Origin of the sequence: Modestobacter sp. VKM Ac-2979, from assembly GCF_026967995.1 — a bacterium.
Lineage (GTDB): Bacteria > Actinomycetota > Actinomycetes > Mycobacteriales > Geodermatophilaceae > Modestobacter.
This window is the reverse complement of record NZ_JAPVBO010000007.1, coordinates 294,195-313,572: the sequence shown is the minus strand read 5'-3', so window position 1 is coordinate 313,572 and position 19,378 is coordinate 294,195. Positions and strand designations below refer to the sequence as shown.

General features: G+C 73.8%; 18 protein-coding genes. 8 read left to right on the top strand and 10 right to left on the bottom strand.

Translation table 11 applies throughout. The features are described 5' to 3' along the window. Positions 1-78: 78 nt before the first annotated feature. The 3 genes from O2W15_RS20990 to O2W15_RS20980 form a co-directional block, all read right to left on the bottom strand. The gene (locus O2W15_RS20990) at positions 79-1,047 is read right to left on the bottom strand and encodes an ABC transporter substrate-binding protein (protein WP_269180829.1); all 969 of its coding nucleotides are present in this window, start codon (positions 1,045-1,047) and stop codon (positions 79-81) included. Positions 1,048-1,325: 278 nt separating this feature from the next. Further along, positions 1,326-2,261 (bottom strand): LysR substrate-binding domain-containing protein, encoded by a 936-nt coding sequence (locus tag O2W15_RS20985; RefSeq protein ID WP_269180828.1) that lies wholly within the window; start codon positions 2,259-2,261, stop codon positions 1,326-1,328. 12 nt (positions 2,262-2,273) lie between these two features. After that, complete coding sequence (locus tag O2W15_RS20980; protein ID WP_269180827.1) at positions 2,274-3,041, bottom strand: alpha/beta fold hydrolase; 768 nt, start codon at positions 3,039-3,041, stop codon at positions 2,274-2,276. A 221-nt stretch (positions 3,042-3,262) separates the two neighbouring features. Between O2W15_RS20980 and O2W15_RS20975 the strand changes: the two genes are divergently transcribed. Further along, positions 3,263-3,637 (top strand): PaaI family thioesterase, encoded by a 375-nt coding sequence (locus O2W15_RS20975; protein WP_269163777.1) that lies wholly within the window; start codon positions 3,263-3,265, stop codon positions 3,635-3,637. 25 nt (positions 3,638-3,662) lie between these two features. Further along, entirely contained in the window at positions 3,663-4,640 is a 978-nt protein-coding gene (locus tag O2W15_RS20970) for a phosphotriesterase family protein (protein WP_269180826.1), read from the top strand. Positions 4,641-4,644: 4 nt separating this feature from the next. Here the strand turns inward: O2W15_RS20970 and O2W15_RS20965 are convergent, their stop codons facing one another. Together O2W15_RS20965 and O2W15_RS20960 are read right to left on the bottom strand one after the other, a co-directional pair. Next, positions 4,645-5,103 carry a hypothetical protein gene (locus tag O2W15_RS20965; RefSeq protein WP_269163775.1) on the bottom strand — a complete coding sequence of 153 codons (459 nt, stop codon included), beginning with the start codon at positions 5,101-5,103 and terminating at the stop codon, positions 4,645-4,647. 149 nt (positions 5,104-5,252) lie between these two features. Further along, entirely contained in the window at positions 5,253-5,813 is a 561-nt protein-coding gene (locus tag O2W15_RS20960; protein ID WP_269180825.1) for a hypothetical protein, read from the bottom strand. 201 nt (positions 5,814-6,014) lie between these two features. Between O2W15_RS20960 and O2W15_RS20955 the strand changes: the two genes are divergently transcribed. The 5 genes from O2W15_RS20955 (at position 6,015) to O2W15_RS20935 (ending at position 15,267) form a co-directional block, all read left to right on the top strand. Beyond that, the gene (locus tag O2W15_RS20955) at positions 6,015-6,812 is read left to right on the top strand and encodes a TetR/AcrR family transcriptional regulator (protein ID WP_269180824.1); all 798 of its coding nucleotides are present in this window, start codon (positions 6,015-6,017) and stop codon (positions 6,810-6,812) included. Positions 6,813-6,959: 147 nt separating this feature from the next. Beyond that, on the top strand, positions 6,960-7,760 hold the full coding sequence (locus O2W15_RS20950; protein WP_269180823.1) for a PRC and DUF2382 domain-containing protein: 801 nt from the start codon (positions 6,960-6,962) through the stop codon (positions 7,758-7,760). A 151-nt stretch (positions 7,761-7,911) separates the two neighbouring features. Continuing rightward, positions 7,912-8,583, top strand: coding sequence for a hypothetical protein (locus O2W15_RS20945; RefSeq protein ID WP_269163771.1), 672 nt, complete (start codon positions 7,912-7,914; stop codon positions 8,581-8,583). A gap of 218 nt (positions 8,584-8,801) precedes the next feature. Further along, positions 8,802-9,041 (top strand): hypothetical protein, encoded by a 240-nt coding sequence (locus tag O2W15_RS20940; protein WP_269180822.1) that lies wholly within the window; start codon positions 8,802-8,804, stop codon positions 9,039-9,041. Between the two features lie 136 nt (positions 9,042-9,177). Next, entirely contained in the window at positions 9,178-15,267 is a 6,090-nt protein-coding gene (locus O2W15_RS20935; RefSeq protein WP_269180821.1) for a DUF3320 domain-containing protein, read from the top strand. Here the strand turns inward: O2W15_RS20935 and O2W15_RS20930 are convergent. Both O2W15_RS20930 and O2W15_RS20925 read right to left on the bottom strand, forming a co-directional pair. After that, the gene (locus tag O2W15_RS20930) at positions 15,257-15,859 is read right to left on the bottom strand and encodes an HD domain-containing protein (protein WP_269180820.1); all 603 of its coding nucleotides are present in this window, start codon (positions 15,857-15,859) and stop codon (positions 15,257-15,259) included. The two genes, O2W15_RS20935 and O2W15_RS20930, sit on opposite strands and share 11 nt — an antisense overlap. 95 nt (positions 15,860-15,954) lie before the next feature. Further along, the gene (locus tag O2W15_RS20925; protein ID WP_269180819.1) at positions 15,955-16,839 is read right to left on the bottom strand and encodes an NmrA/HSCARG family protein; all 885 of its coding nucleotides are present in this window, start codon (positions 16,837-16,839) and stop codon (positions 15,955-15,957) included. An 82-nt stretch (positions 16,840-16,921) separates the two neighbouring features. On the opposite strand from O2W15_RS20925, the gene O2W15_RS20920 reads away from it, so the two are divergent. Beyond that, on the top strand, positions 16,922-17,404 hold the full coding sequence (locus tag O2W15_RS20920; RefSeq protein ID WP_269180818.1) for a MarR family winged helix-turn-helix transcriptional regulator: 483 nt from the start codon (positions 16,922-16,924) through the stop codon (positions 17,402-17,404). Positions 17,405-17,432: 28 nt separating this feature from the next. On the opposite strand, the gene O2W15_RS20915 is transcribed toward O2W15_RS20920, so the two are convergent. The 3 genes from O2W15_RS20915 to O2W15_RS20905 form a co-directional block, all read right to left on the bottom strand. Then, the gene (locus tag O2W15_RS20915) at positions 17,433-17,591 is read right to left on the bottom strand and encodes a hypothetical protein (RefSeq protein ID WP_269180817.1); all 159 of its coding nucleotides are present in this window, start codon (positions 17,589-17,591) and stop codon (positions 17,433-17,435) included. 84 nt (positions 17,592-17,675) lie between these two features. Further along, the gene (locus O2W15_RS20910; RefSeq protein WP_269180816.1) at positions 17,676-18,350 is read right to left on the bottom strand and encodes a hypothetical protein; all 675 of its coding nucleotides are present in this window, start codon (positions 18,348-18,350) and stop codon (positions 17,676-17,678) included. Positions 18,351-18,369: 19 nt separating this feature from the next. Then, the gene (locus O2W15_RS20905) at positions 18,370-19,359 is read right to left on the bottom strand and encodes a TIGR03557 family F420-dependent LLM class oxidoreductase (RefSeq protein ID WP_269180815.1); all 990 of its coding nucleotides are present in this window, start codon (positions 19,357-19,359) and stop codon (positions 18,370-18,372) included. Positions 19,360-19,378 lie beyond the last annotated feature (19 nt).

The window sequence follows — 19,378 nt, the reverse complement described above, 5'->3', positions numbered from 1 at the left end:
GCACGATTTCCCGGACGCCCTAGTCCACCAGTACATGCCAACGTCCCCCGGGGAGTCGGTCCCTCTCTAACCCCGGGATCACAGGTCCAGCGCCGGCTTCCAGACGTACTCGTCGACGCCCGGGGCGTCCTCCAGGCCGGCGTACTTCTCCATCAGCTCCTGCGCCGTGGCGAAGCCATCGGTGTCCAGCTCCGGCGTGCACGTGGTGCACCAGGTCGCCGCCGCGGCCGCCTCGGGAGTCAGGCCGAGGTGCTCGACCAGCGTCTGCCGGGCCTCGTCGACGTGCGCCGCGGCGTACTCCTGCGCTTCGACCATGGCGGCGGCGAAGCCGCGGACGACCTCCTCGTCCTCAGCGATCTTCTGCTCGCTGGTGGTGAACAGGCCCACGGCGGAGTCGGCGAACAGCTCTACGTTGGGCTTGGCGATGACCGTCGACCCGCTGGCCACCGCCTCGGCGATGAACGGGCTCTGCACCACGGCCGCGTCGATGTCGCCGGCGGCCAGTGCCGCCGGCATCTGACCGAACGGCATCTGGACCAGCTGGATGCTGGTGGGGTCGACGCCGGCCGCGTCGGCGAGCTCCTGGGCGGCGAGGGTGTTCAGCGAGGCCAGACCGATGACACCGAGGGTCTTGCCCTCCAGGTCCCCGGCGTCGCTGATGCCCGAGTCGGGTCCGGCGACCAGGGCGTTGCCCATGTCCGGGGCCTCCTCTACGGCCTGCTGGCCGTCCGGGGTGGCGACCGCCTTGATCGGGATGTTGTTGGCCCGGGCGTTGATGACGTGCACGACGGTGGCGAACCCGAAGTCGTACTGCCCGCTCGCGACGCCGGAGATGATCGCGGCGACGTCGGTCTGCGGCACCAGCTCGAGCTGGACCCCGTGCTCCTCGAAGATGCCTTGGTCCATCCCGACGAACATCGGGGCGAACTGGGAAGCCGGGTTGTAGCTGACGGTCACCGTGGTGGCCCCTCCCTCGGAGGCGGACGACCCACCACCACCGTCGTCGGAGTCTCCGCCACAGGCGGTGATGCCCAGCAGCACTGCCACGGAGAGTGCCGCGGCAGACGTCGTTCGACGACCATTCCTCACGGGTCGCACCTCTTTCCATCGTCATTGATGTGTGCGGGACGAAACGGCACGGTACGGCCATTTTCCTGACTTCGTCCCGATGGGCGTGTCGCAGTTCACAGTAGCCAGCGAGGACATTCCGCGGAGAACTCGGATGTTCTCAATTGATGACCCTGGGGAATCAGTCGGAACGGCGGTGTCGGAACTGCTCGAGGCTGCTTCCCGGCAGCCCGGCGAGCGGCCGACCGCAGTTCGGTTCAGACGCCACGGGGCACCACCGGCACCGCACGGGTGCGGACTGCCGGGGGCGGCGGGGCCTCCCAGGGACGCAGCCGCAAGAAGTTGTCCAGCACCGTGGGCCGCGGGCCGGAGTGCCACAACGCCCCCATGGTCAGCCGCGGAGCCTCGCCCTCGATCGGCAGGTAGGCGACCCCGTGCTGGGCGGCGAGCCGGGCGGAGGAGGGCGCGAACGCCACGCCCAGCCCGCCGGCCGCCAAGCCGATGGCCACCGAGGTGCTGTTGACCTCGTGCGCGACGTGTGGGCTGAAACCGGCGTCGTTGCACAGGGCGACGTAGTAATCGTGCAGCTCGGGTTCCACCTTGCGGTCGATGAGGATGACGTCCTCCCCCGCCAGGTCTGGCAGCCGCACCGAGCCGCGCTCCACCAGCCGGTGGTCGCGCGGCACGACCAGCAGCACCGGCTCTTCGCTGAGCACCTCGGTGCTCAGGTCCGGACGGGCGTCGATCGGCAGCCGGGTGAAGGCGAAGTGCATGTTCCGGCTGGAGATCCGCTCCACCGCCATCCGGCTGGTGGCCTCGCTGAGGGTCAGCAGCACGCCGGGGTAGTGCTGCCGGAACGCCTGCAGCGAGCGCGGCAACAGGTCGGCCAACGCCGGCTGGATGAACCCGATGTTCAGCCGGCCCACCTCACCCCGGCTCACCGCCCGGGCCCGGGCCACCGCCCCGTCGGCCTGGGCCAGGACCTCGAGGGCCTCCTCCAGGAAGACCCGGCCGGCCTCGGTGAGCGTGACGTGCCGCCGGTCGCGCTCCAGGAGCTGGACGCCGAGCTCCTTCTCCAGGGCGCTGATCTGCTTGCTCAGCGCCGGCTGGACGATGTGCAGCTTCTCCGCGGCCTTGCGGAAGTGCAGCTCCTCGGCGACGGAGACGAAGTAACGCAGGTGCCTGAGCTCCATGTCCGCCGCCGCTCAGTCGAGCCGGGCGAGTTCGGCGGACACCGTGGGCTGCTCGACGTGCGGCAGGTGCCCCGTGTCGGGCACGACCGCCAGCTCCGCCTGCGGCAGCGCCGCGGTCCAGGCGCGGGCGTGCGATGGGGGCACGATCCGGTCGCACGCCCCCCACAGCAACCGCACCGGCTGGCGCAGCCCGGCGACCCTGGCCGGGAGTTCCGGGTCGTGCATGTACGGGTCGCCGGCCAGCCGGCGAGCAGTGGTCCGGTTGCGCAGCTCGCGGGCGGCGGCGGCGGGGTCGGTGGCGGCCAGTTGCCGGGCCCGCGCGACGGCGGCTTCCCGGGCGGAGACGCCGTGGAAGGTGAGCTCGGCGGACTCGGCCGGGGCCAGGTCCAGGACGCGCGGCGCCGGCTCCGGTGCCGGCATGCCGGCGGGGTCGATCAGCAGCAGCCTCTGCACCCGACGCGGCTCGAGCCGGGCGAGCTCGGCGGCGACCCAGCCGCCGAAGGAGCAGCCCACGACCGTGACGTCGGTCAGGCCCAGCCGGTCCAGCAGCCGGGCATGTCGCCCGGCGACGTCGGCGGGAGTGGTCACGTCGGCGTTCTCGCTGCCGTTGAAGCCCGGGTGGTCCGGCCGGACGACCCGGTACGAACGGGCCCGGTCGGCGAGGAAGGGCAGCCACCCGCCGAGGTCCCCGACCCCGTGCAGGTAGACCAGTGCCCGGCCGGTGCCGGCGGTCAGCACGCGCATCCGGGCGCCGTCGACGTCGACGTCCTGCTCTGCCACCTCAGGAGTCCGGGAACTGGTCACAGCGCGGTGAAGCGGTGTCATGGCTGTCCTCCTCGCGCGGTATGGCCCTGTGCCGACGTGACCCTAGACACACAGCGTGATGAGCGCTAATGCCTTCTCGCACCCATGTGATCACCTGAGGTGATCAGATGGCCACCGCTTTCTCCCCGGTCGACATGTCGATGGGTCGCTGACACACCGCCGGGTAGCGGGCGGGGATGACAGACCCCCAACGCTTCGTGGAGACCCTCGGCGTGTACGACCGGACGGCGGACGACGGGGAGGCGCACCTCCGGCTGGACGTCACCGAGCAGCACCTCAACGAGGCGGGCACGCTGCACGGCGGGGTGCTGGCCACCCTGGTCGACACCGCGATGGGCCAGGCCGTGCGCAGCCGCACCGGGGAGGACGACGTGCCGGCCACCAGCCAGCTGACCATCACCTACCTGCGGCCCGGCGGTCCCGGCACCCTCCAGGTCACCGGCCGGGTCAGCAAGCAGGGCGAGCACCTGACGGTGTGCGAGGCCGACGTCGAGCAGGATGGCCGCAGCCTGGTGCACGCCGTCGCCACGTTCGCGGTGCTGCACCGGTGACCTGACCTCGAGCAAGGGAGCTCGCATGCCCACCGTGCACACCGTCCGTGGCCCGATCGACACCGCCGACCTGGGCCGCACGCTCATGCACGAGCACGTGTTCGTGCTCTCCACCGAGCACCAGCAGAACTACGGCACCGGCGACTGGTGGGACGAGGAGGAGCGGGTCGCCGATGCGGTGGCCAAGCTGAACGAGCTGAAGGGCCTGGGGATCGACACGATCGTCGACCCGACGGTGTGGGGGCTGGGCCGCTACCTGCCCCGGGTACAGCGGGTGGCGGCGCAGACCGAGCTGAACATCATCGCGGCCACCGGGCTGTACACCTACGACGAGATCCCGTTCCAGTACGCCCATCGCGGGCCGGGCACCCTCATCGAGACGCCCACCGACCCGATGGTCGACGACTTCACCCGGGACGTCCGCGACGGCATCGCCGACACCGGCGTGCACGCTGCCTTCCTCAAGTGCGCCGTCGAGGCCAAGGGGCTCACCCCGGGCGTCGAGCGCACCCTGCGGGCCGTCGCAGCCACCCACCGGGAGACCGGGGCGCCGATCACCGTGCACACCTCAGCCGCCGCACAGACCGGCCGACTGGCTGTCCAGGTGCTCCGCGAGGAGGGCGCCGACCTGACCAAGGTGGTCATCGGCCACGCCGGCGACAGCAACGACCTCGACCACCTCAAGGAACTGGCCGACGCCGGCTGCATCCTGGGCATGGACCGGTTCGGCCTGGACCTCTACAACCCGACCAGCGCGCGGGTGGACACCATCGTCGCGCTGGCCGAGCAGGGCTACGCCGACCGGATGGTGCTCAGCCAGGACGCCAGCTGCTACATCGACTGGTTCCCCGGGGAGGCGCGCACCGCGATGACCCAGGCGATGCCGAACTGGAACTTCACCCACGTCCCGCAGGACGTGCTGCCGATGCTGCGGGAACGCGGAGCGAGCGAAGGGCACCTGGACCAGATGCTGGTCCAGGTGCCCCGGCGGTACTTCGAGTAGCGGGTCAGGCGGGCCGGCGGCCGGCGAGCTGGCGGGCAGCGGCGACGGTGTGGGCGTCCAGCGCCTCGACGTCCCCGTCGCGGCGCGCCGCCGCCTGGCCGTCCAGCCAGCTGACGTGTCGCTCCCAGGCTGCCCGCGGCGAGATGCCGAGCGCCCGCCCGATCTGCTGCCAGTCGGCACCGCCACGCAGCGCCGCTCGGATGCCGAGCTGGCGGTGGGCGTGGGCCTTGCGGGCGACGACCTCGCCGAGGGCGAGCAGCTCGAGGGCCTCGTCGACGTCCAACGAGGTGCCGAGTGCCTTGAAGCTGGCCCAGTCGTCGTCGTCGTCCGCACGGTCGTTGGGGCCGTCGATGGCGACGTTGTCGCGCCGGCTCAGGAAGTTCAGCCGGGTCACGGCGGTCACGAGCGAGAACTCGCTCTCCAGCACCTCGGGGGTGGTGGCGACCTCAGGCACAGTGGTCATGAGAGCCAGCATTTCCCGAAGCCAGCAGGCTGTAACCCGATCGTGACCAGCGTCTCGTGTACGACCGAGTGGCCTCGCACACGGTGGTCGGTCGGACGCGGGACGTGCCCGGCTCCGGCCCCGCCGTACGGCGGGCCGGAGCTGGGAGCTCAGAGGGTCTCCCACACAGCGCCGGTGAAGGCACCGGCCTGCTCACCGGCGTGCTGCGCGGTGGCCACGGCCCGGTTGACCGTGTTGGCCGCGAACCGGACCGGCAGGTTCGCCAGCTCGGTGGCGCCACCGGCCACCCGCTGGAACGGAGTGGCCACCAGCGCCGCGGGGCCGCCGAGCGCCTGCTCGGCGAGGACGACGGTGAGCCACTCGACGGTGGCCGAGTGCGCCGTCACCAGCCGCTCGGCGAGCGCCTTCACCTCCGACTGCCCGGCGGTGTCGGCCAGCACCTCGAGGTAGGTGGCGCGGTCCAGGAGCTGGTGCTCCAGCTGGAGGTCCTGCAGCAGCGCCTCGTCGATCGGCTCCGCCTGCTCCAGCGTGCCCTTGACCAGGGCGCCGAGCCGGCCGAGCACCGGCGTGACGACGTCGGTCACCGCGCCGAGCTCGCGCAGCTGGTCGGCGATGGCGGAGCTGCGCTCGGCCGCGTGCTGGGCGTTCTGCTCCAGCTCCCGGCGGACGGCGTCGGTGCGCGCCTGGGCGACCCGGATCGGGGACTCCAACGGGTCGGGTGTGACCGGACCCCTGCTGCATGCCCAGCACGACCCAGGTGCTAACAACAGCAAGCGGTCTGCCCGCGATGACCGTCGTCACATCCGGTGCCGAGTAGCCCCCTCGCACTGGGTAGCGGCCAGGGGAACCGTGCCCCGAACGGGCGGCGACGTGGACAGTGGGGGGACACGAGGAGGTGAACGGTGGCGACGATGAGTGAGCAGACGAGTGACGACGTGCGCGACCCCGACGTGGTGGCCGTGACGGAGGGCCCCGAGGCGGCCAGCGAACTGACCCGTCCAGCCGGCCTGGACCGGGACAAGATCCTGCAGGCCGCCGTCGACTTCATCGACGAGGAGGGCCTGGCCGCCCTCACCATGCGCCGGCTGGGCTCTACGCTGGGCGTCGAGGCGATGGCGTTGTACCGGTACGTGCCCGGCCGGGAGGACCTGCTCGACGGGGTCGTCGACCGGGTCGTGGAGACGCTCTGGGACGACGAGGACGGCGACGACGTCTACATCGGTGACCACTCCGGCTGGCAGGACTACCTGGTCCGGCTGGCGCACGGGATGCGCCGGATCGCACTGGCCCACCCGGCGGTCTTCCCGCTGGTGGCCAGCCGTCCGCCGGCTGCGCCCTGGGTGCGCCCACCGCTGCGCAGCCTGCGCCTGGTCGAGTCCTTCCTCGGCACGCTGCAGGACGCCGGCTTCTCCGACCAGGCCGCCGTCGCCGCGTACCGCGCCTACTCCAGCTTCCTGCTCGGCCACCTGCTGCTCGAGGTCACCCAGATCGGTGCGCAGGTGAGCCTGCTGGACCAGCCCGAGGGCGACCCGCAGGCCCAGGAGGAGACCGACTTCGCCGAGTACCCGAACCTGGCGCGGACCGAGCCGCTGCTCGGTCAGGACAAGTCGGCCGCGGAGTTCGAGGAGTCGCTGGAGAACCTGCTGGACCGGCTGGAGCGGGTGCTGCACGAGGCGAAGAACTCCGGCGGCGACGTCGGCGACCTCTGATCACACCCGGCCCCGGCCGAGGAGGATCCGAGAATCTGACCTTGGTCTCGTTTACGGCGTAAACGGTCGGGCACAGAGGCGTTCGGCGACCGGCCGTCCCGAGACGGTCCGCACCGGTCAACCCAGAACCCCTGGAAGGGAACGCCCGTGATCACGCAGCAGGACATCACCTCCATCATCGGCAGCAACGCCGTGGACGCCGACGGCGACAAGCTGGGCAAGGTCGGCCAGGTCTACCTGGACGACCAGACAGGCAGCCCCGAGTGGGCCACCGTCAGCACCGGCATGTTCGGCACCTCGGAGACCTTCGTCCCGCTGACCGACGCCACGGTCGCGGACGGCACCCTCCGCGTCCCCTACCAGAAGTCCAAGGTCAAGGACGCCCCCCGGGTGGACGCCGACCAGGGTCACCTCAGCCCCGAGGAGGAGACCGAGCTCTACCGCTACTACGGCGTGGGCGTCGGCACCGACACCGCCCGGGTCGACACCGCCCGGACCGACACGGTCGGGACCGACGCCAACCGTCACGGGACCGTCGGCCACGACACGTCCGGCCCGACGACCGACGACGCGATGACCCGCTCCGAGGAGCAGATCCGGGTCGGCACCCAGCAGGTCGAGGCCGGCCGGGCGCGCCTGCGCAAGTACGTCGTCACCGAGGAGGTGACGACGACCGTTCCGGTCTCGCACGAGGAGGTCCGGCTCGAGCGCGAGCCGATCACCGACGCCAACCGTGACGAGGCGCTGGCCGGTCCGGCCATCTCCGAGGAGGAGCACGAGGTCGTGCTGCACGCCGAGCGTCCGGTGGTCGCCAAGGAGACCGTCCCCGTCGAGCGCGTGCGCCTGGAGACCGAGACGGTCACCGAGCAGGAGACCGTGACCGACACGGTCCGCAAGGAGCAGATCGAGAGCGACGTCGACGGCGCCCGGGACACCGACCGCCGCTGATCCACCGGGTCGGCCGCCACACGGCGGGCCGACCCCGCACCACCCCGCGACCGTGCCGGCCAGCCCCGCCCGCCGGTCGCCCCTGCACTCGTCACGGTCGGCGAGCGGCTGCTCGCCCGCCGACTGTGACGACTTCTTCCCTGGAGCGACCATGACCGGCAGCACCGCCCCCTCCGACCCGTCCGACCGCAGCACCTCGGTCGGCGACAAGACGACCAGCTTCCGCAACAACGACGTGGACCCGGGCACCGGCGCCCGCGCCAGCCGGGGCACCGCCCACGACGCCGTCGACCGCCAGCACGACCGCTTCGGTGGCATCAAGTGGGGTGCCGCCTTCTTCGGCTGGCTGTCCGCCAACGGCCTGGCCGTCCTGCTCATCGCGGCGATCTCCGCCGCCGGGGTCGCCATCGGGCTGACCGAGGGCGTCCCCTCCGTCGACGAGGCCGCGTCCAACGCCAGCGGCATCGGGATCGGCGGCGGCATCGCGCTGCTCGTCGTCCTCTTCCTGGCCTACCTGGCCGGTGGCTACGTCGCCGGCCGGATGGCCCGCTTCGACGGTGCTCGACAGGGCATCGCGGTGTGGGTGGTCGGCCTGCTGGTCGTCCTCGCCCTGGCCATCGCCGGCGCGGTCCTCGGCTCGGAGTTCAACGTGCTCTCCGACCTGAACCTGCCGCGCATCCCGATCGACGAGGGCACCCTCACGACCGCCGGCATCATCGCCCTGGTCGCCGTCCTGCTGGTCACGCTGCTCGGCGCCGTGCTCGGCGGCAAGCTCGGCGAGCGCTACCACCGCAAGGTGGACAAGGCCGGCTTCGCCGCCTGACCCACCCGGACCAGCCCACTGGTCCGTACGCACAGCAGTTCCAGTACCGCCGCCGTTGGCCTGGGGGAAGGCCAACGGCGGCGGTACTGCTGTGTCGGGGTCGGGCCGGCCGGGCCACCGGACGCCTGCCGGGGTGGCTGGGGCTGGTGAGGTGACACCCCGGACACGGCCTGCGTGTTGCGCGCGTCGCAGCCGCCGGCGTCTCACATCGTGGCGCCATGGCCTTCCCCTACCGCACGGCCCGGGCCGTGATGATGGTCGGCTCGCTGAACGACCCGGCCGGCCAGACGGCGCGGCTCATCGGACCGGCGCACGCCACCCTCGGGCTCAGCGGGGCACGTGGCCGTACCGCCCTCTGCGGCGCCTACGTGGCCCGGGACGAAGCGGTGCCGTGGCCCCCGCAATCCGAGCTCTACGACGCCCTCTGCGCCGACTGCGACACCCTCGCCCGCCTCTGAGCGACCGGGCCGGGGCGACACCGAGACCGCCGAGCGGATCGGCCCACCCCGACCTCACCGGACATCGGCTGTCACACCCGCCCCACGAGCGGCTCGCCTGAGCGGAACGGTCCGTCCGACGAGGTACACAGACTCCATGCGCAACGCGGCCGACCTCCAGCTGAGCTCCGAGGGCCCGGCGGCGGCGTCCTCGCCGTCGGTCTCGGTGGAGCTCAGGGTCAGCCCGGTGGTCAGCTACACGCTCGCCGCCCTCGCCGTGCCGGTCGTCTCGCGGCTCACCCTCGCCGGCAGCACGTCGACCGTCCGCGGGGCGGTGCTCCGGCTGTCCGTGCAGGACGCCCAGGGCGAGCTCGCCCCCGCCGTCGAGCGGTTGGTCGACCTGGACGCCGGCCGCACCACGGTGATCGACGACGTCGGCCTCACCCTCGACCCGGCCACCCTGCGGCGGGGCGGAGAGCGCCGTCCGGGCTGGGTGCAGGTGGAGCTGACGGCCGCAGGCCAGGTGCTGGCCGAGCACCGGGTGCCGGTGACGGTGCTGGCCGCCGCCGAGTGGCTGGCCGCACCCCTGCCACTGGCCCTGGAGGTGCTCGCCGCCCACGTGCAGCCGCAGCACCCGGCGATCACCGCGCTGCTCGCCGACGCTGCAACCCTGCTCCAGGAGGGCACCGACAGCGACAGCATGACCGGCTACGCCGACGGGCCCGACCGGGTCGACGAGGTCGTCGAGGCAATCACCTGGGCGGTGCGCCGCCGCGAGGTCCGGCACGGTCAGCCGCCGGCCAGCTGGACCGAGCCCGGGCAGCACGTCCGCGACCCCGGTGAGGTCCTGGACGGCCGGACCGGCACCTGCCTGGACACCGTCGTCACCCTCGCCGCCGCCCTGGAGCACGCCCGCCTGCGCCCGCTGCTGTGGGTGGTCGAGGGGCACGCCTTCCTGGGCTACTGGCGGGAGGAGCGCAGCGCCGAGACGGCTGCGACCACCGATGTCGCCGCACTGGTGGAGCTGGTCGACCAGCGCGTGATCGGCCTGGTCGAGACCACCCTGCTGACCGACCGCGGCAACACCACGCCCGACCTGCACGGCCCGGCCTACACAGCCTGGTTGTCCGGTGACCTCTCCCGGGTCCTCGGCGTCACAGACGTCCACCGCGCCCGCCTCGACGGCGTCCGCCCGCTGCCCGTCCACACCCGCTCGGCGGACGGCTCGGTCCAGGTGGTCGAGCCGCACCCGGCCGCGGCCCAGGCCCCGGCCCTCCCCCACGCGCAGGCCCTCCCCGACTCCCCGACGGCGCCCGGGCCCGACCACCGCCCGCCTGCCCCGGCCCGGGTCCAGCAGTGGCAGGACGACCTGCTCGACCTCAGCCCGCGCAACCGGCTGATCGACTCCACCGACGGCTCCGGGCTGCCGCTCACGGTGCCGCAGGACTCGCTGGCGACGCTGGCGGAACTGGTCAGCGGCGGGGCCACGCTGACCCTCCTGCCCAGTGACCGGGTCGCCGGCGTGCAGGCAGAGCCCGGGGTGCGCACCGCCGGCGACCTGCCACCCCAGCAGCTGCGGCAGCAGCTCACCGAGCGTCGATCGGTGCACGTCGACGTCCCGCACGCCGGCTACCCGTCCCGGCTGCGCGGCCTCGCCCACCGGGCGCGCACGGTGGGCGAGCAGACCGGCGCCAACGGCCTGTACCTCGCCCTGGGCAGCCTGGTCTGGGAGCTCGACGGCCGCCCGCTGCGGTCACCGCTGGTGCTCGTCCCCGTCCTCCTCACCCCGCCCGCCCGCGGCGGCGAGTACCGGCTGACGGTCGACGAGGCCGGGAGCAGCCTGCCGAACGGCTGCCTGCTGGAGGAGCTCCGCCGGGTGCACGGGCTGACCGTGCCCGAGCTGAGCGCGCTGGCCGACGACGGCGCCGACATCGACCCGGTCACGGCGCTGCAGGCGCTGCGCGAGGCGCTGGCCGCCGCCTCGCTCCCCCACCGGGTCGAGGCGACCGCGGACCTGGCCGTCCTGCCGGTCGCGGCGTACCGGCTGTTGCGTGACCTCGGCGAGCACTGGGCCGAGTTCGTGACCAACCCGCTGGTCGCCCACCTGGTTCACGCCCCGACAGAGGCCTTCGTCGACCCGGTGCCCGCCGCCGCCGACCCGGTCGACCTGGACGAGCTCGCCGCGCAGTGCCCGGTGCCCGCGGACGCCGCGCAGCTGCACGCGATCGCCGAGGCCACCGCCGGGCGGACGTTCGTGCTCGAGGGCGCGCCCGGCACCGGCAAGTCCCAGACCATCACCAACCTGCTCACCCGGGCCGTCGCCGAGGGCAAGCGGGTCCTGTTCGTCGCCGGGAAGCGCGCCGCGCTGGACGTCGTCGCCCGCCGGCTCGACGCGGTCGGCATGGGCCCGTTCGCGCTCGACCTGCACGACAAGGGCAGCCGGCCGGCCGTCGTCCGGGCCCGGATCCGGGCTGCGCTGGAGCACGCGGTCGACGTCGACGCCCAGGGCCTGGCGGCCGATGCCGAGGAGCTGCGGACGGCCCGGCGCAGCCTGCAGCACTACGCGGAGCGGCTGCACGCGGACAACCCCGCGGGCCTGTCGCTCTACTCCGCCCGCACCGCGGTGCTGGCCGCTGCCCCCGACGTCGACCCGCTGCCGGTGACCGCCCGCTTCGCCGCTCGGGCCACCGCCGAGGTGGTCACCGAGGTGCACCGCGCGCTGGCGCTGCTGCCGGACATCGCCGGCCTGGCCCACCCGTCGGCCGGGCACGCGTGGGCCTTCATCGACACCATCGAACTCGACATCACCGAGGTGCAGCAGGCCGCGGTCGCCGTCGACGCCGCGATCCGGGAGCTGCCGGGCGAGGGTGGGCTGGCCGCGGTCCTGCGGGCCGTCCGCACCCCGGAGGACCTGGACGCCCTGGTGCACCTGCTCGGCGGCCCCCGGATCGGGCTGGCCGTGCTCGACGAGGTGCGCTCCGCACGCTGGGCGGCGGCCACCGACGACCTGCTCGGCGACATCGCCGCGCTGGCCGACGCGCCGCACCCCGGCCTGGAGGCGCTCACCCCGGCCGCCCTCGACCTGCCGCTGGCCGACCTGTTCGTGCAGGCCCAGGAGGCCGCGGCGGCGAGCTGGGTGGCGCGGCGCGGCAAGCTGGCCGCCGTCCGGGACCAGCTGACCCCCGCGCTGCGCCCGGGCGCCTCGATCAAGCCCGGCGACGTCCCCGAGCTGACCGCCGAGCTGCGGCGGGTGCAGACCGCCGTCCGGGCCCTGGCGTCGCGGGCCGCCGGCATCCCGGGGCTGCAGGTGCCGCCCGGTTGGAACCCCTTCACCGAACCGGGCCGGTCGGTGTTCGACGCGGAGGTGCGCTGGCTGCGCCGCGCCGCCGCCACCGTCGACGGCAGCGCCGGCTTCCCCGCTGCCGTGCGCCGGTTCCTCACCGCAGGCCCGGTGACCGACGCCTTCGGGGCCCGCACCGTGGCCCGGCTGCGCGACGCGCTCCGCCAGTTGCTGACAGTCTGCGCCAGCAGCTCGGCGCAGCTGGGCGCGTGGAGCGGCGAGGACGGGCTGGTGCTCCGCTGGACGCTGACCCGGCCGGAGCGCGGCGTCGAGTACGTGCACCCGATGTCCCTGCGCCGATGGGTCAGCCTGCTGGACACCCTCGAACCGCTGCGGCTGGCCGGGCTCACCGAGGCGCGGCTGCAGCTGCTGCACGGCGAGGTGCCCGCCGACGACGCGGTGCGTGCCTTCGACCGGGGGCTCGCCGAGGCCTCGGTCCTCGAGCGGCAGCAGGCCACCGGGCTGGACACGTTCGACGCCGGGCTGCACGAGCGCACCCTCGCCCGCTTCGGGGCGGCGTCCCGCGCAGTGCGGTCCCACCTGGTCGACGCCGTGCCGGCCGCGGTGCTGGCGGCCCGCCCGTTCGACGCCGCCAGCAGCGGTCAGGTCAGTGCCCTGCTGCGCGAGCTGGCCGAGCAGCGGCTGGGGGTGCGCGGCCTGCTCTCGACCCACGGCGACCTGATCACCGCCGTCCTGCCCTGCGTGCTGGCCACACCGGAGTCGGTGGCCCGGTTCCTCCCCGCGGTCGGCGGCCAGTTCGACCTGGTCGTGTTCGACGAGGCCTCGCAGCTCCGGGTCGCCGACGCCATCGGCGCACTGGGCCGGGCCCGGTCCGCGGTGGTGGTCGGGGACAGTGCGCAGCTGCCCCCGCTGCCCCCCGGCCTCGACGACGACGCCGACACCGACACGGTCCGCGATGAGGCGAGCATCCTCTCCGAGTGCGTGCAGGCACGGGTGCCCCAGCAGCGGCTGACCTGGCACTACCGCAGCCAGGACGAGTCGCTGATCGCCTTCAGCAACGCCCGGTACTACGGCGGCCGGCTCTCCTCCTTCCCGGCGCCGGTGCACGGGCCGGCCTCCGCTGACCCGGACGGTCACGGGGTCTCCCTGGTGCAGGTCGAGGGCACGTTCGTGCGCTCCGGCCCGGGCCGGCGCACGAACCCGGTGGAGGCCCGCAGGGTCGTCGCCGAGGTGGTGCGCCGGTTCTCCTCGGCCGCCCCGGCGGTGCCGTCGATCGGGGTGATCGCCTCGACCGCGCCGCAGCGGACGCTGATCGAGGAGCTGCTGCGCGACTCCGGCGACGAGCGCGTGGTCGACGCGCTGGACCGCAGCGACAACGAGGGTCTCTTCGTCAAGGACCTGGACAACGTGCAGGGCGACGAGCGGGACGTCGTGTTCCTCTCCACCGGCTTCAGCGCCGACGCGCGCGGCCGGCTGCCCCTGGACCTCGGGCCGCTGAGCCGCAGCGGCGGGGAACGGCGGCTGAACGTGGCCGTCACCCGCGCCCGCCGGCAGGTCGTCGTCGTCAGCTCCTTCGCCCCCGAGCAGCTGGACGCCGAGCAGACCACGTCGGCGGGGGTCGAGCACCTGCGCGCCTACCTCGACCTCGCCGCCCGCGGCACCGGTGCACTCCCCCGCACCGGGACGTCACTCGATCGGCACCGCGACGACGTGGCGGCCGCGCTGCGCGCCCGGGGACTGGTGGTGCGCACCGACGTCGGCCTGTCCGGCTTCCGCCTCGACCTGACCGTCGCCCGCGAGTCGGCGCCCGACGCCCCGGTGCTGGCCGTGCTGCTCGACGGCCCGGCCTGGGCGGGACGCCAGACGGTCGGGGACCGCGACGGCCTCCCGGTCGAGGTGCTCCAGGAGCTGCGCTGGCCGGCGGTGGAGCGGGTGTGGCTGCCGAGCTGGCTGGCCGACCGCGAGGCCGTGCTGACCGCGCTCGAGGCGGTGGTGGAGGCAGCGTCCCCCGCCCCGGCCGCGGCAGCGGTCGAGCCCGAGGTCCAGGTCGAGGTCGAGGAGCCGCCCTACGACGGCCCGCTGGCCGACGTCATCCCGCTCCGCCCGCTCGCGGCCCGGGTCACGCCGGCCCCCGAGCCCGACCCCGAGCCCGACCCCGAGCCCGTCGTGGTCGAGCCCGTCGTGGTCGAGCCCGTCGTGGTCGAGACCGTCGTGGTCGAGACCGTCGCAGTCGAGACCGTCGCAGTCGAGACCGGACCCGGGCCGGTCACCGTCGTCGAACCGGCCGCCGTCCCGGCGCCGGTCGCCTCGCAGCCGGCGGCGGCGACGGCCCCACAGGAGCGCGCCGCCGGGACGTCGCCGAAGGCGCCGGCCAAGGCCGCCCGCACCCGTGCGCCGCTGGACGAGGAACAGCCGTTCATCGCCTGGACGCCGAAGCCCGCCGGGGAGAAGAAGCAGCTGGACCAGCTGAGCGACCCCGCCGTCGCCCGGCTGGTCCGCCGGGTGCTCACCGCCGGCATCAAGGCGGAGGGGCCGGTGCACCGCGACCGGCTGGCCCGGCTCACCGCCGCGGCGTTCGGGCTGTCCCGGGTGACCGACGCCCGGCGGGACGCCCTGCTGGCGCTGCTGCCGGCCACCGCCGTCGACGGCGACTTCCTGTGGCCGGCCTCGATCGACCGGGCGACGTGGAGCTGGTTCCGCCGTCAGGCCAGCAGCGCCGAGCGGCCGCTGGACCACGTGTCGCCGCAGGAGATCGCCAACGCCATGGTGGCGCTGTGCCGGGCCGGCACCGGCCTGTCCCGCGACGAGCTCCAGCTCCGGACGCTCGAGGTCTTCGGCCACCGCCGGCGCACCGCGGCCCTGCTGCCGCTGCTGGACGCCGCCCTGACCGGCGCCCTGGCCGCAGGCCGGCTCACCGAGCAGCCGTCCGGTCTGCTCAGCGTCTGATCCCGTCCAGCGGGTTGGCCCGCACCCGGTCGGCGAAGCCCTCGGCGACGAACTGCCCGGCCAGGGACGAGGGCTTGCGGCGGGCCTGCTCGGTGAAGCAGCCGAGGAACTCCTCGGCCAGCCCCAGCCGGGGGTGGGCGTCCAGCACCTCGGCCCGGAAGGCGGCCGGCCAGTCGTCGGGCCGGCGGCCGGAGACGTCCAGCCCGGTGGCCAGCTCGAGCAGGTGGCCCTCCGGGTCGGCCGCGACGTCCACCTCCGGTGCCATGTGGGCGACGATGACCTCGGCGGTGCGGCGACGGCGGCCGGCGTCCCACCCGGCGCCCGCGCCGAAGACCCAGGCGACCGCGCCGCCGGCCTCCTCGAACGGCACGGTGGCGCTGTCGAACGCCGGCACCAGCCCGATGTCGTGCAGCATCGCCGCGACGTAGAGCAGCTCGGCGTCGAAGGCGATCCCGCGCTCCCGGCCGTACTCGGCGGCCCAGAGGTGGGCGCGCCGGCAGTGGTTCAGCAGCGCGGGTGAGTGGAAGGCCTGGGCCACCTCGAAGGCGGAGGTGGCAGCGGCGGTGTCGGGGACGAGGTGGTCGAGGGGCACGGACGGCAGTCTGGCCGCCGACCGTGCCCCTCGTCCCGGGTCCGGCCCGACGTGGCAGGAACCCCGCGATCGGCGGCGGGATCAGCCCCGTCAGGTCAGCGGGCCGGCGTCCAGCCGGTGCTCTGCAGCCACCCGGGCAGGTCGTGCAGGTCGGGCACCAGCGCCCGGCTGGCGGCCAGGTCGCCCTGGTAGGCGGGGAGCTCGGCGAACCAGCGGAACATCCGGGTCATGTCCTCGTCCCCGCCGAGCACCGCCAGCGGCAGCGCCTCGTAGCGGCCGGGCAGCCCCGCTGCGGCTCCGAACGCGGCGGCGATCTGCGCACCGGTCCGCTCGTCGCCGACGAGCTCGACCGAGCCGCCGGGCAACCGACCGGGCTCCCGCAGCAGCGCTGCGGCGGCGACGCCGATGTCCCGGACGGCGACCATCTGCAGCGGCACGTCGGCCCGGAGCGGCAACCTCACCACGACCACGCCGTCCTCCACCGTCGGGCCCTGGGCGGTCAGGTTCTCCAGGAAGAACACCGGCCGCAGGAAGGTGGCGGGCACCCCCAGCGCCGTGACGTGCTCCTCCACCCGCCGCTTGCTCTCGAAGTGCGGCACGCCGGTCTCCCGCTCCGCGCCGCCGACCGAGCTGTAGACCAGGTGCCCGACACCCGCCTCGGCTGCGGCATCGGCGAGTGCCCGGCCGCCCTGCACCTCCCCGGCGACGCCGCGCTCGTCGGCGAAGGTGGTCATCGCGAACACCCGGTCGGCTCCGCGCAACGCGGTGCGGAGCGACTCGGGGTCGCGGAAGTCTGCGTGGACCAGGTCGGCTCCGCGCGCGGCCAGTGCCTGGGCCGTGGTCTTGCCCGGGTCGCGGACCAGTGCGCGGACCCGTACGCCGGCGTCGAGCAACGCCCGTGCGGTCGCCCCGCCCTGCTGTCCGGTCGCGCCGACGACGGCGACGAGCGGGCTGTCGCTGCTGGAGGTGCTGGTGTCCATGCTGTACTCCCTCGGACCAGGGACCGCCTCGTGCGATTCCTGTAGCCGGCTAACCAGTAGCCGGCTGTCTTCCATTCCGGGGGTGGGCACACTGGAGCAGGAGCACGGAGCATCGTCGGTCGCTGCGGCCGGGCCGGTCAGCGCGCTGATCCCGACGGTCGCGCGGGCCCACCGCACCCTGGCGGGGACCCTGCTGCGAGAGGTCGGTCTCTACCCGGGCCAGGAGCTCCTGCTGATGCAGCTCTGGGAACACGAGCCCCGCTCCCCGGGCGAACTAGCCCGAGCGCTGCGCGTCGAGCCGCCGACGGCGGTCAAGGCGGTCTCCCGACTGGAGGACGCGGGGTTCGTGCAACGGGAACGGTCGACCGACGACCGTCGGGTGGTGCTGGTGTCGCTGACCGCCAGCGGCCGGGCGCTGCGCGCGCGGGTCGAGCGGATCTGGGCCGAACTCGAGCGACGCACGGTCGGGGACCTGGACGAGGACGACCGCGCGCGGCTGATCGAGCTGTTGAGCTCGATCAGCCGCAACGTCGGTGACGTCGGCCCGGACCCGTACGGACTCTGACCTCGTCCCGGCGAGGAGAGACGCTGGGTCAGCCGCGACGGCTGGTGCTGGTGCCGGTGCCGCCGCTCTTCTTGCCGCGCATCGAGGAGATGGCGTTCTTGATCTTGGCCTGGTTCTGCGGCTTCTTCGCCTCCGTCATGGCCTTCTTGGCGACGGCGCCCTTGGTGAGCTTGCTGATCAGTCCCATGGTGTTCTCCTTCGTCTCGTCCGGCAGGTGTTCCTCTGTCGGTGCCCGCCCAGCGCGCGCTCAACCGGCCCCGGGCGGTCTCGTTCAGCTGGACGCCGACCGGCCCTCGCCGGCGTCCCGGGCGTCAGAGTCCTCGTCCTCGTCCTCGTCCTCGCCGTCCGGCGCATCCCCCAGGCCGCTGTCCCGGGCCAACAGGTAGGTCGCGCCGCCCAGCAGGGCCCCGGCGATCACCGAGAGGACCACCACCACCGGTGGGCTCACCGGGCCGAGCGCCCAGGTGAGCAGCGACCGGGAACGGGAGGTCGGGTCCGCCAGGACCACGCCCACGAAGACGGCGGCCAGCAGACCCGCACCGGCCGCGAAGACGGCGGAGGCGCGGCCGGTCCACCCCAGGCGGGCGGCGAGCTCCCGGGCGGCCCGCACGATCCGGCCGGCCCGCAGCACCCGGAGCGCCCCGACCGTACGGACCAGCCGCAGCAGCTGCACCGGGCCGACCGCCAGCACGATGGCCACCAGCACGGCGACGCTGAGCAGCAGCAGCCCCGCGTGCCCCCGGATCCAGGCGCGCTTGTCCTCGGCCACCACCAGCAGCACGACCACCTCGCCGACGAGGACGACGCCGCTGGCGACGTCCACCCAGCGCCCGGCCGTGCCCAGCGGACCGCCGGCCAAGGTGAGGAACATCGCCGGCACCGAGGCCAGCGCCGCGACCAGGACCGGCAACGCCAGACGGCGTTCCCACCGCTCCTCCCGGCTCACGGCAGACCTCGCACAGGGATCAGGACGACGGGGTCAGCGAACGCACCCGCTCGATGAGCTCGCTCTTGCAGACCTCGAGGAAGCCGTCGGGGTCGGGGCCGGCGTTCATGAAGACGATGTGGTCGAAACCGGCGTCGACGTAGGGCTGCGCCTTGTCGACGAGGCGGGACAGGTCGGGGCCGCAGGCGAACTGGCCCTGGATGTCCGCGGGCGTGACGGTGGCGCTGGCCGCGTCGAAGTTCACCGGGTTGGGCAGCTCGCTCATCACCGGCCAGCCGCTGAGCGCCCAGCGGCTGGTCTGCAGCGCGGCCTGCACGGCGGCGTCCTCGTCGGTAGCCCAGGCCATCGGCACCTCGGCGTACTTCGGGCCGCTGCCCCCGTGCTCGGCGTAGGCCTCGACGAGCTCGGCCTTCGGCTCGGTGGCGAACAGCCCGCTGCCGTACTTCGCCGCGAGCTTGGAGGCCCCCGGCCCGCCGCTGGCCACGGCGATCACCGGGAGCTGGTCGGGCAGGTCGAAGACCCGGGCGTCCTCCAGCGTGAGGTACTCCCCCTCGTAGGACTGGTAGCCGCCCTGCCACAGCAGGTTGATGATCTCCAGTGCCTCGCGGAGCATGTGGTGCCGGATCCGGACGGCGGGCCAGCCGCCTCCGACCACGTGCTCGTTGAGCCGTTCACCGGCGCCGATGCCCAGGGTGAACCGGTTGTCCGACAGCAGCTGCACGGTGGCAGCGGCCTGGGCGATGACCGCCGGGTGGTACCGGATCATCGGGCAGGTCACGCCGGTGGCCAGGCCGATCCGCTCGGTCTTCGCCGCCATGCTGCCCAGCATCGACCAGGTGAACCCGCTGTGGCCCTGCTCCTCCAGCCACGGGTGGTAGTGGTCGCTCAGCTCGACGAAGTCGAAGCCGGCCTCCTCGGCCGCCACCGTCTGCTCGACGATCTCCGTGGGGCTGAACGCCTCGGTGGCGAGCTTGTAGCCGACCTGCATGGGGAGTCCCTCCGTCGTCACGTGCTGTCTCCGACGGCGG

Coding starts and splice junctions, on each gene's coding strand:
- O2W15_RS20970 (WP_269180826.1), top strand. CDS start 3,663: ATGCCCACCGTGCACACCGTCCGTGGCCCGATCGACACCGCCGACCTG.
- O2W15_RS20985 (WP_269180828.1), bottom strand. CDS start 2,261: ATGGAGCTCAGGCACCTGCGTTACTTCGTCTCCGTCGCCGAGGAGCTG.
- O2W15_RS20915 (WP_269180817.1), bottom strand. CDS start 17,591: ATGGGACTGATCAGCAAGCTCACCAAGGGCGCCGTCGCCAAGAAGGCC.
- O2W15_RS20955 (WP_269180824.1), top strand. CDS start 6,015: ATGAGTGAGCAGACGAGTGACGACGTGCGCGACCCCGACGTGGTGGCC.
- O2W15_RS20965 (WP_269163775.1), bottom strand. CDS start 5,103: ATGACCACTGTGCCTGAGGTCGCCACCACCCCCGAGGTGCTGGAGAGC.
- O2W15_RS20935 (WP_269180821.1), top strand. CDS start 9,178: ATGCGCAACGCGGCCGACCTCCAGCTGAGCTCCGAGGGCCCGGCGGCG.
- O2W15_RS20940 (WP_269180822.1), top strand. CDS start 8,802: ATGGCCTTCCCCTACCGCACGGCCCGGGCCGTGATGATGGTCGGCTCG.
- O2W15_RS20945 (WP_269163771.1), top strand. CDS start 7,912: ATGACCGGCAGCACCGCCCCCTCCGACCCGTCCGACCGCAGCACCTCG.
- O2W15_RS20925 (WP_269180819.1), bottom strand. CDS start 16,839: ATGGACACCAGCACCTCCAGCAGCGACAGCCCGCTCGTCGCCGTCGTC.
- O2W15_RS20975 (WP_269163777.1), top strand. CDS start 3,263: ATGACAGACCCCCAACGCTTCGTGGAGACCCTCGGCGTGTACGACCGG.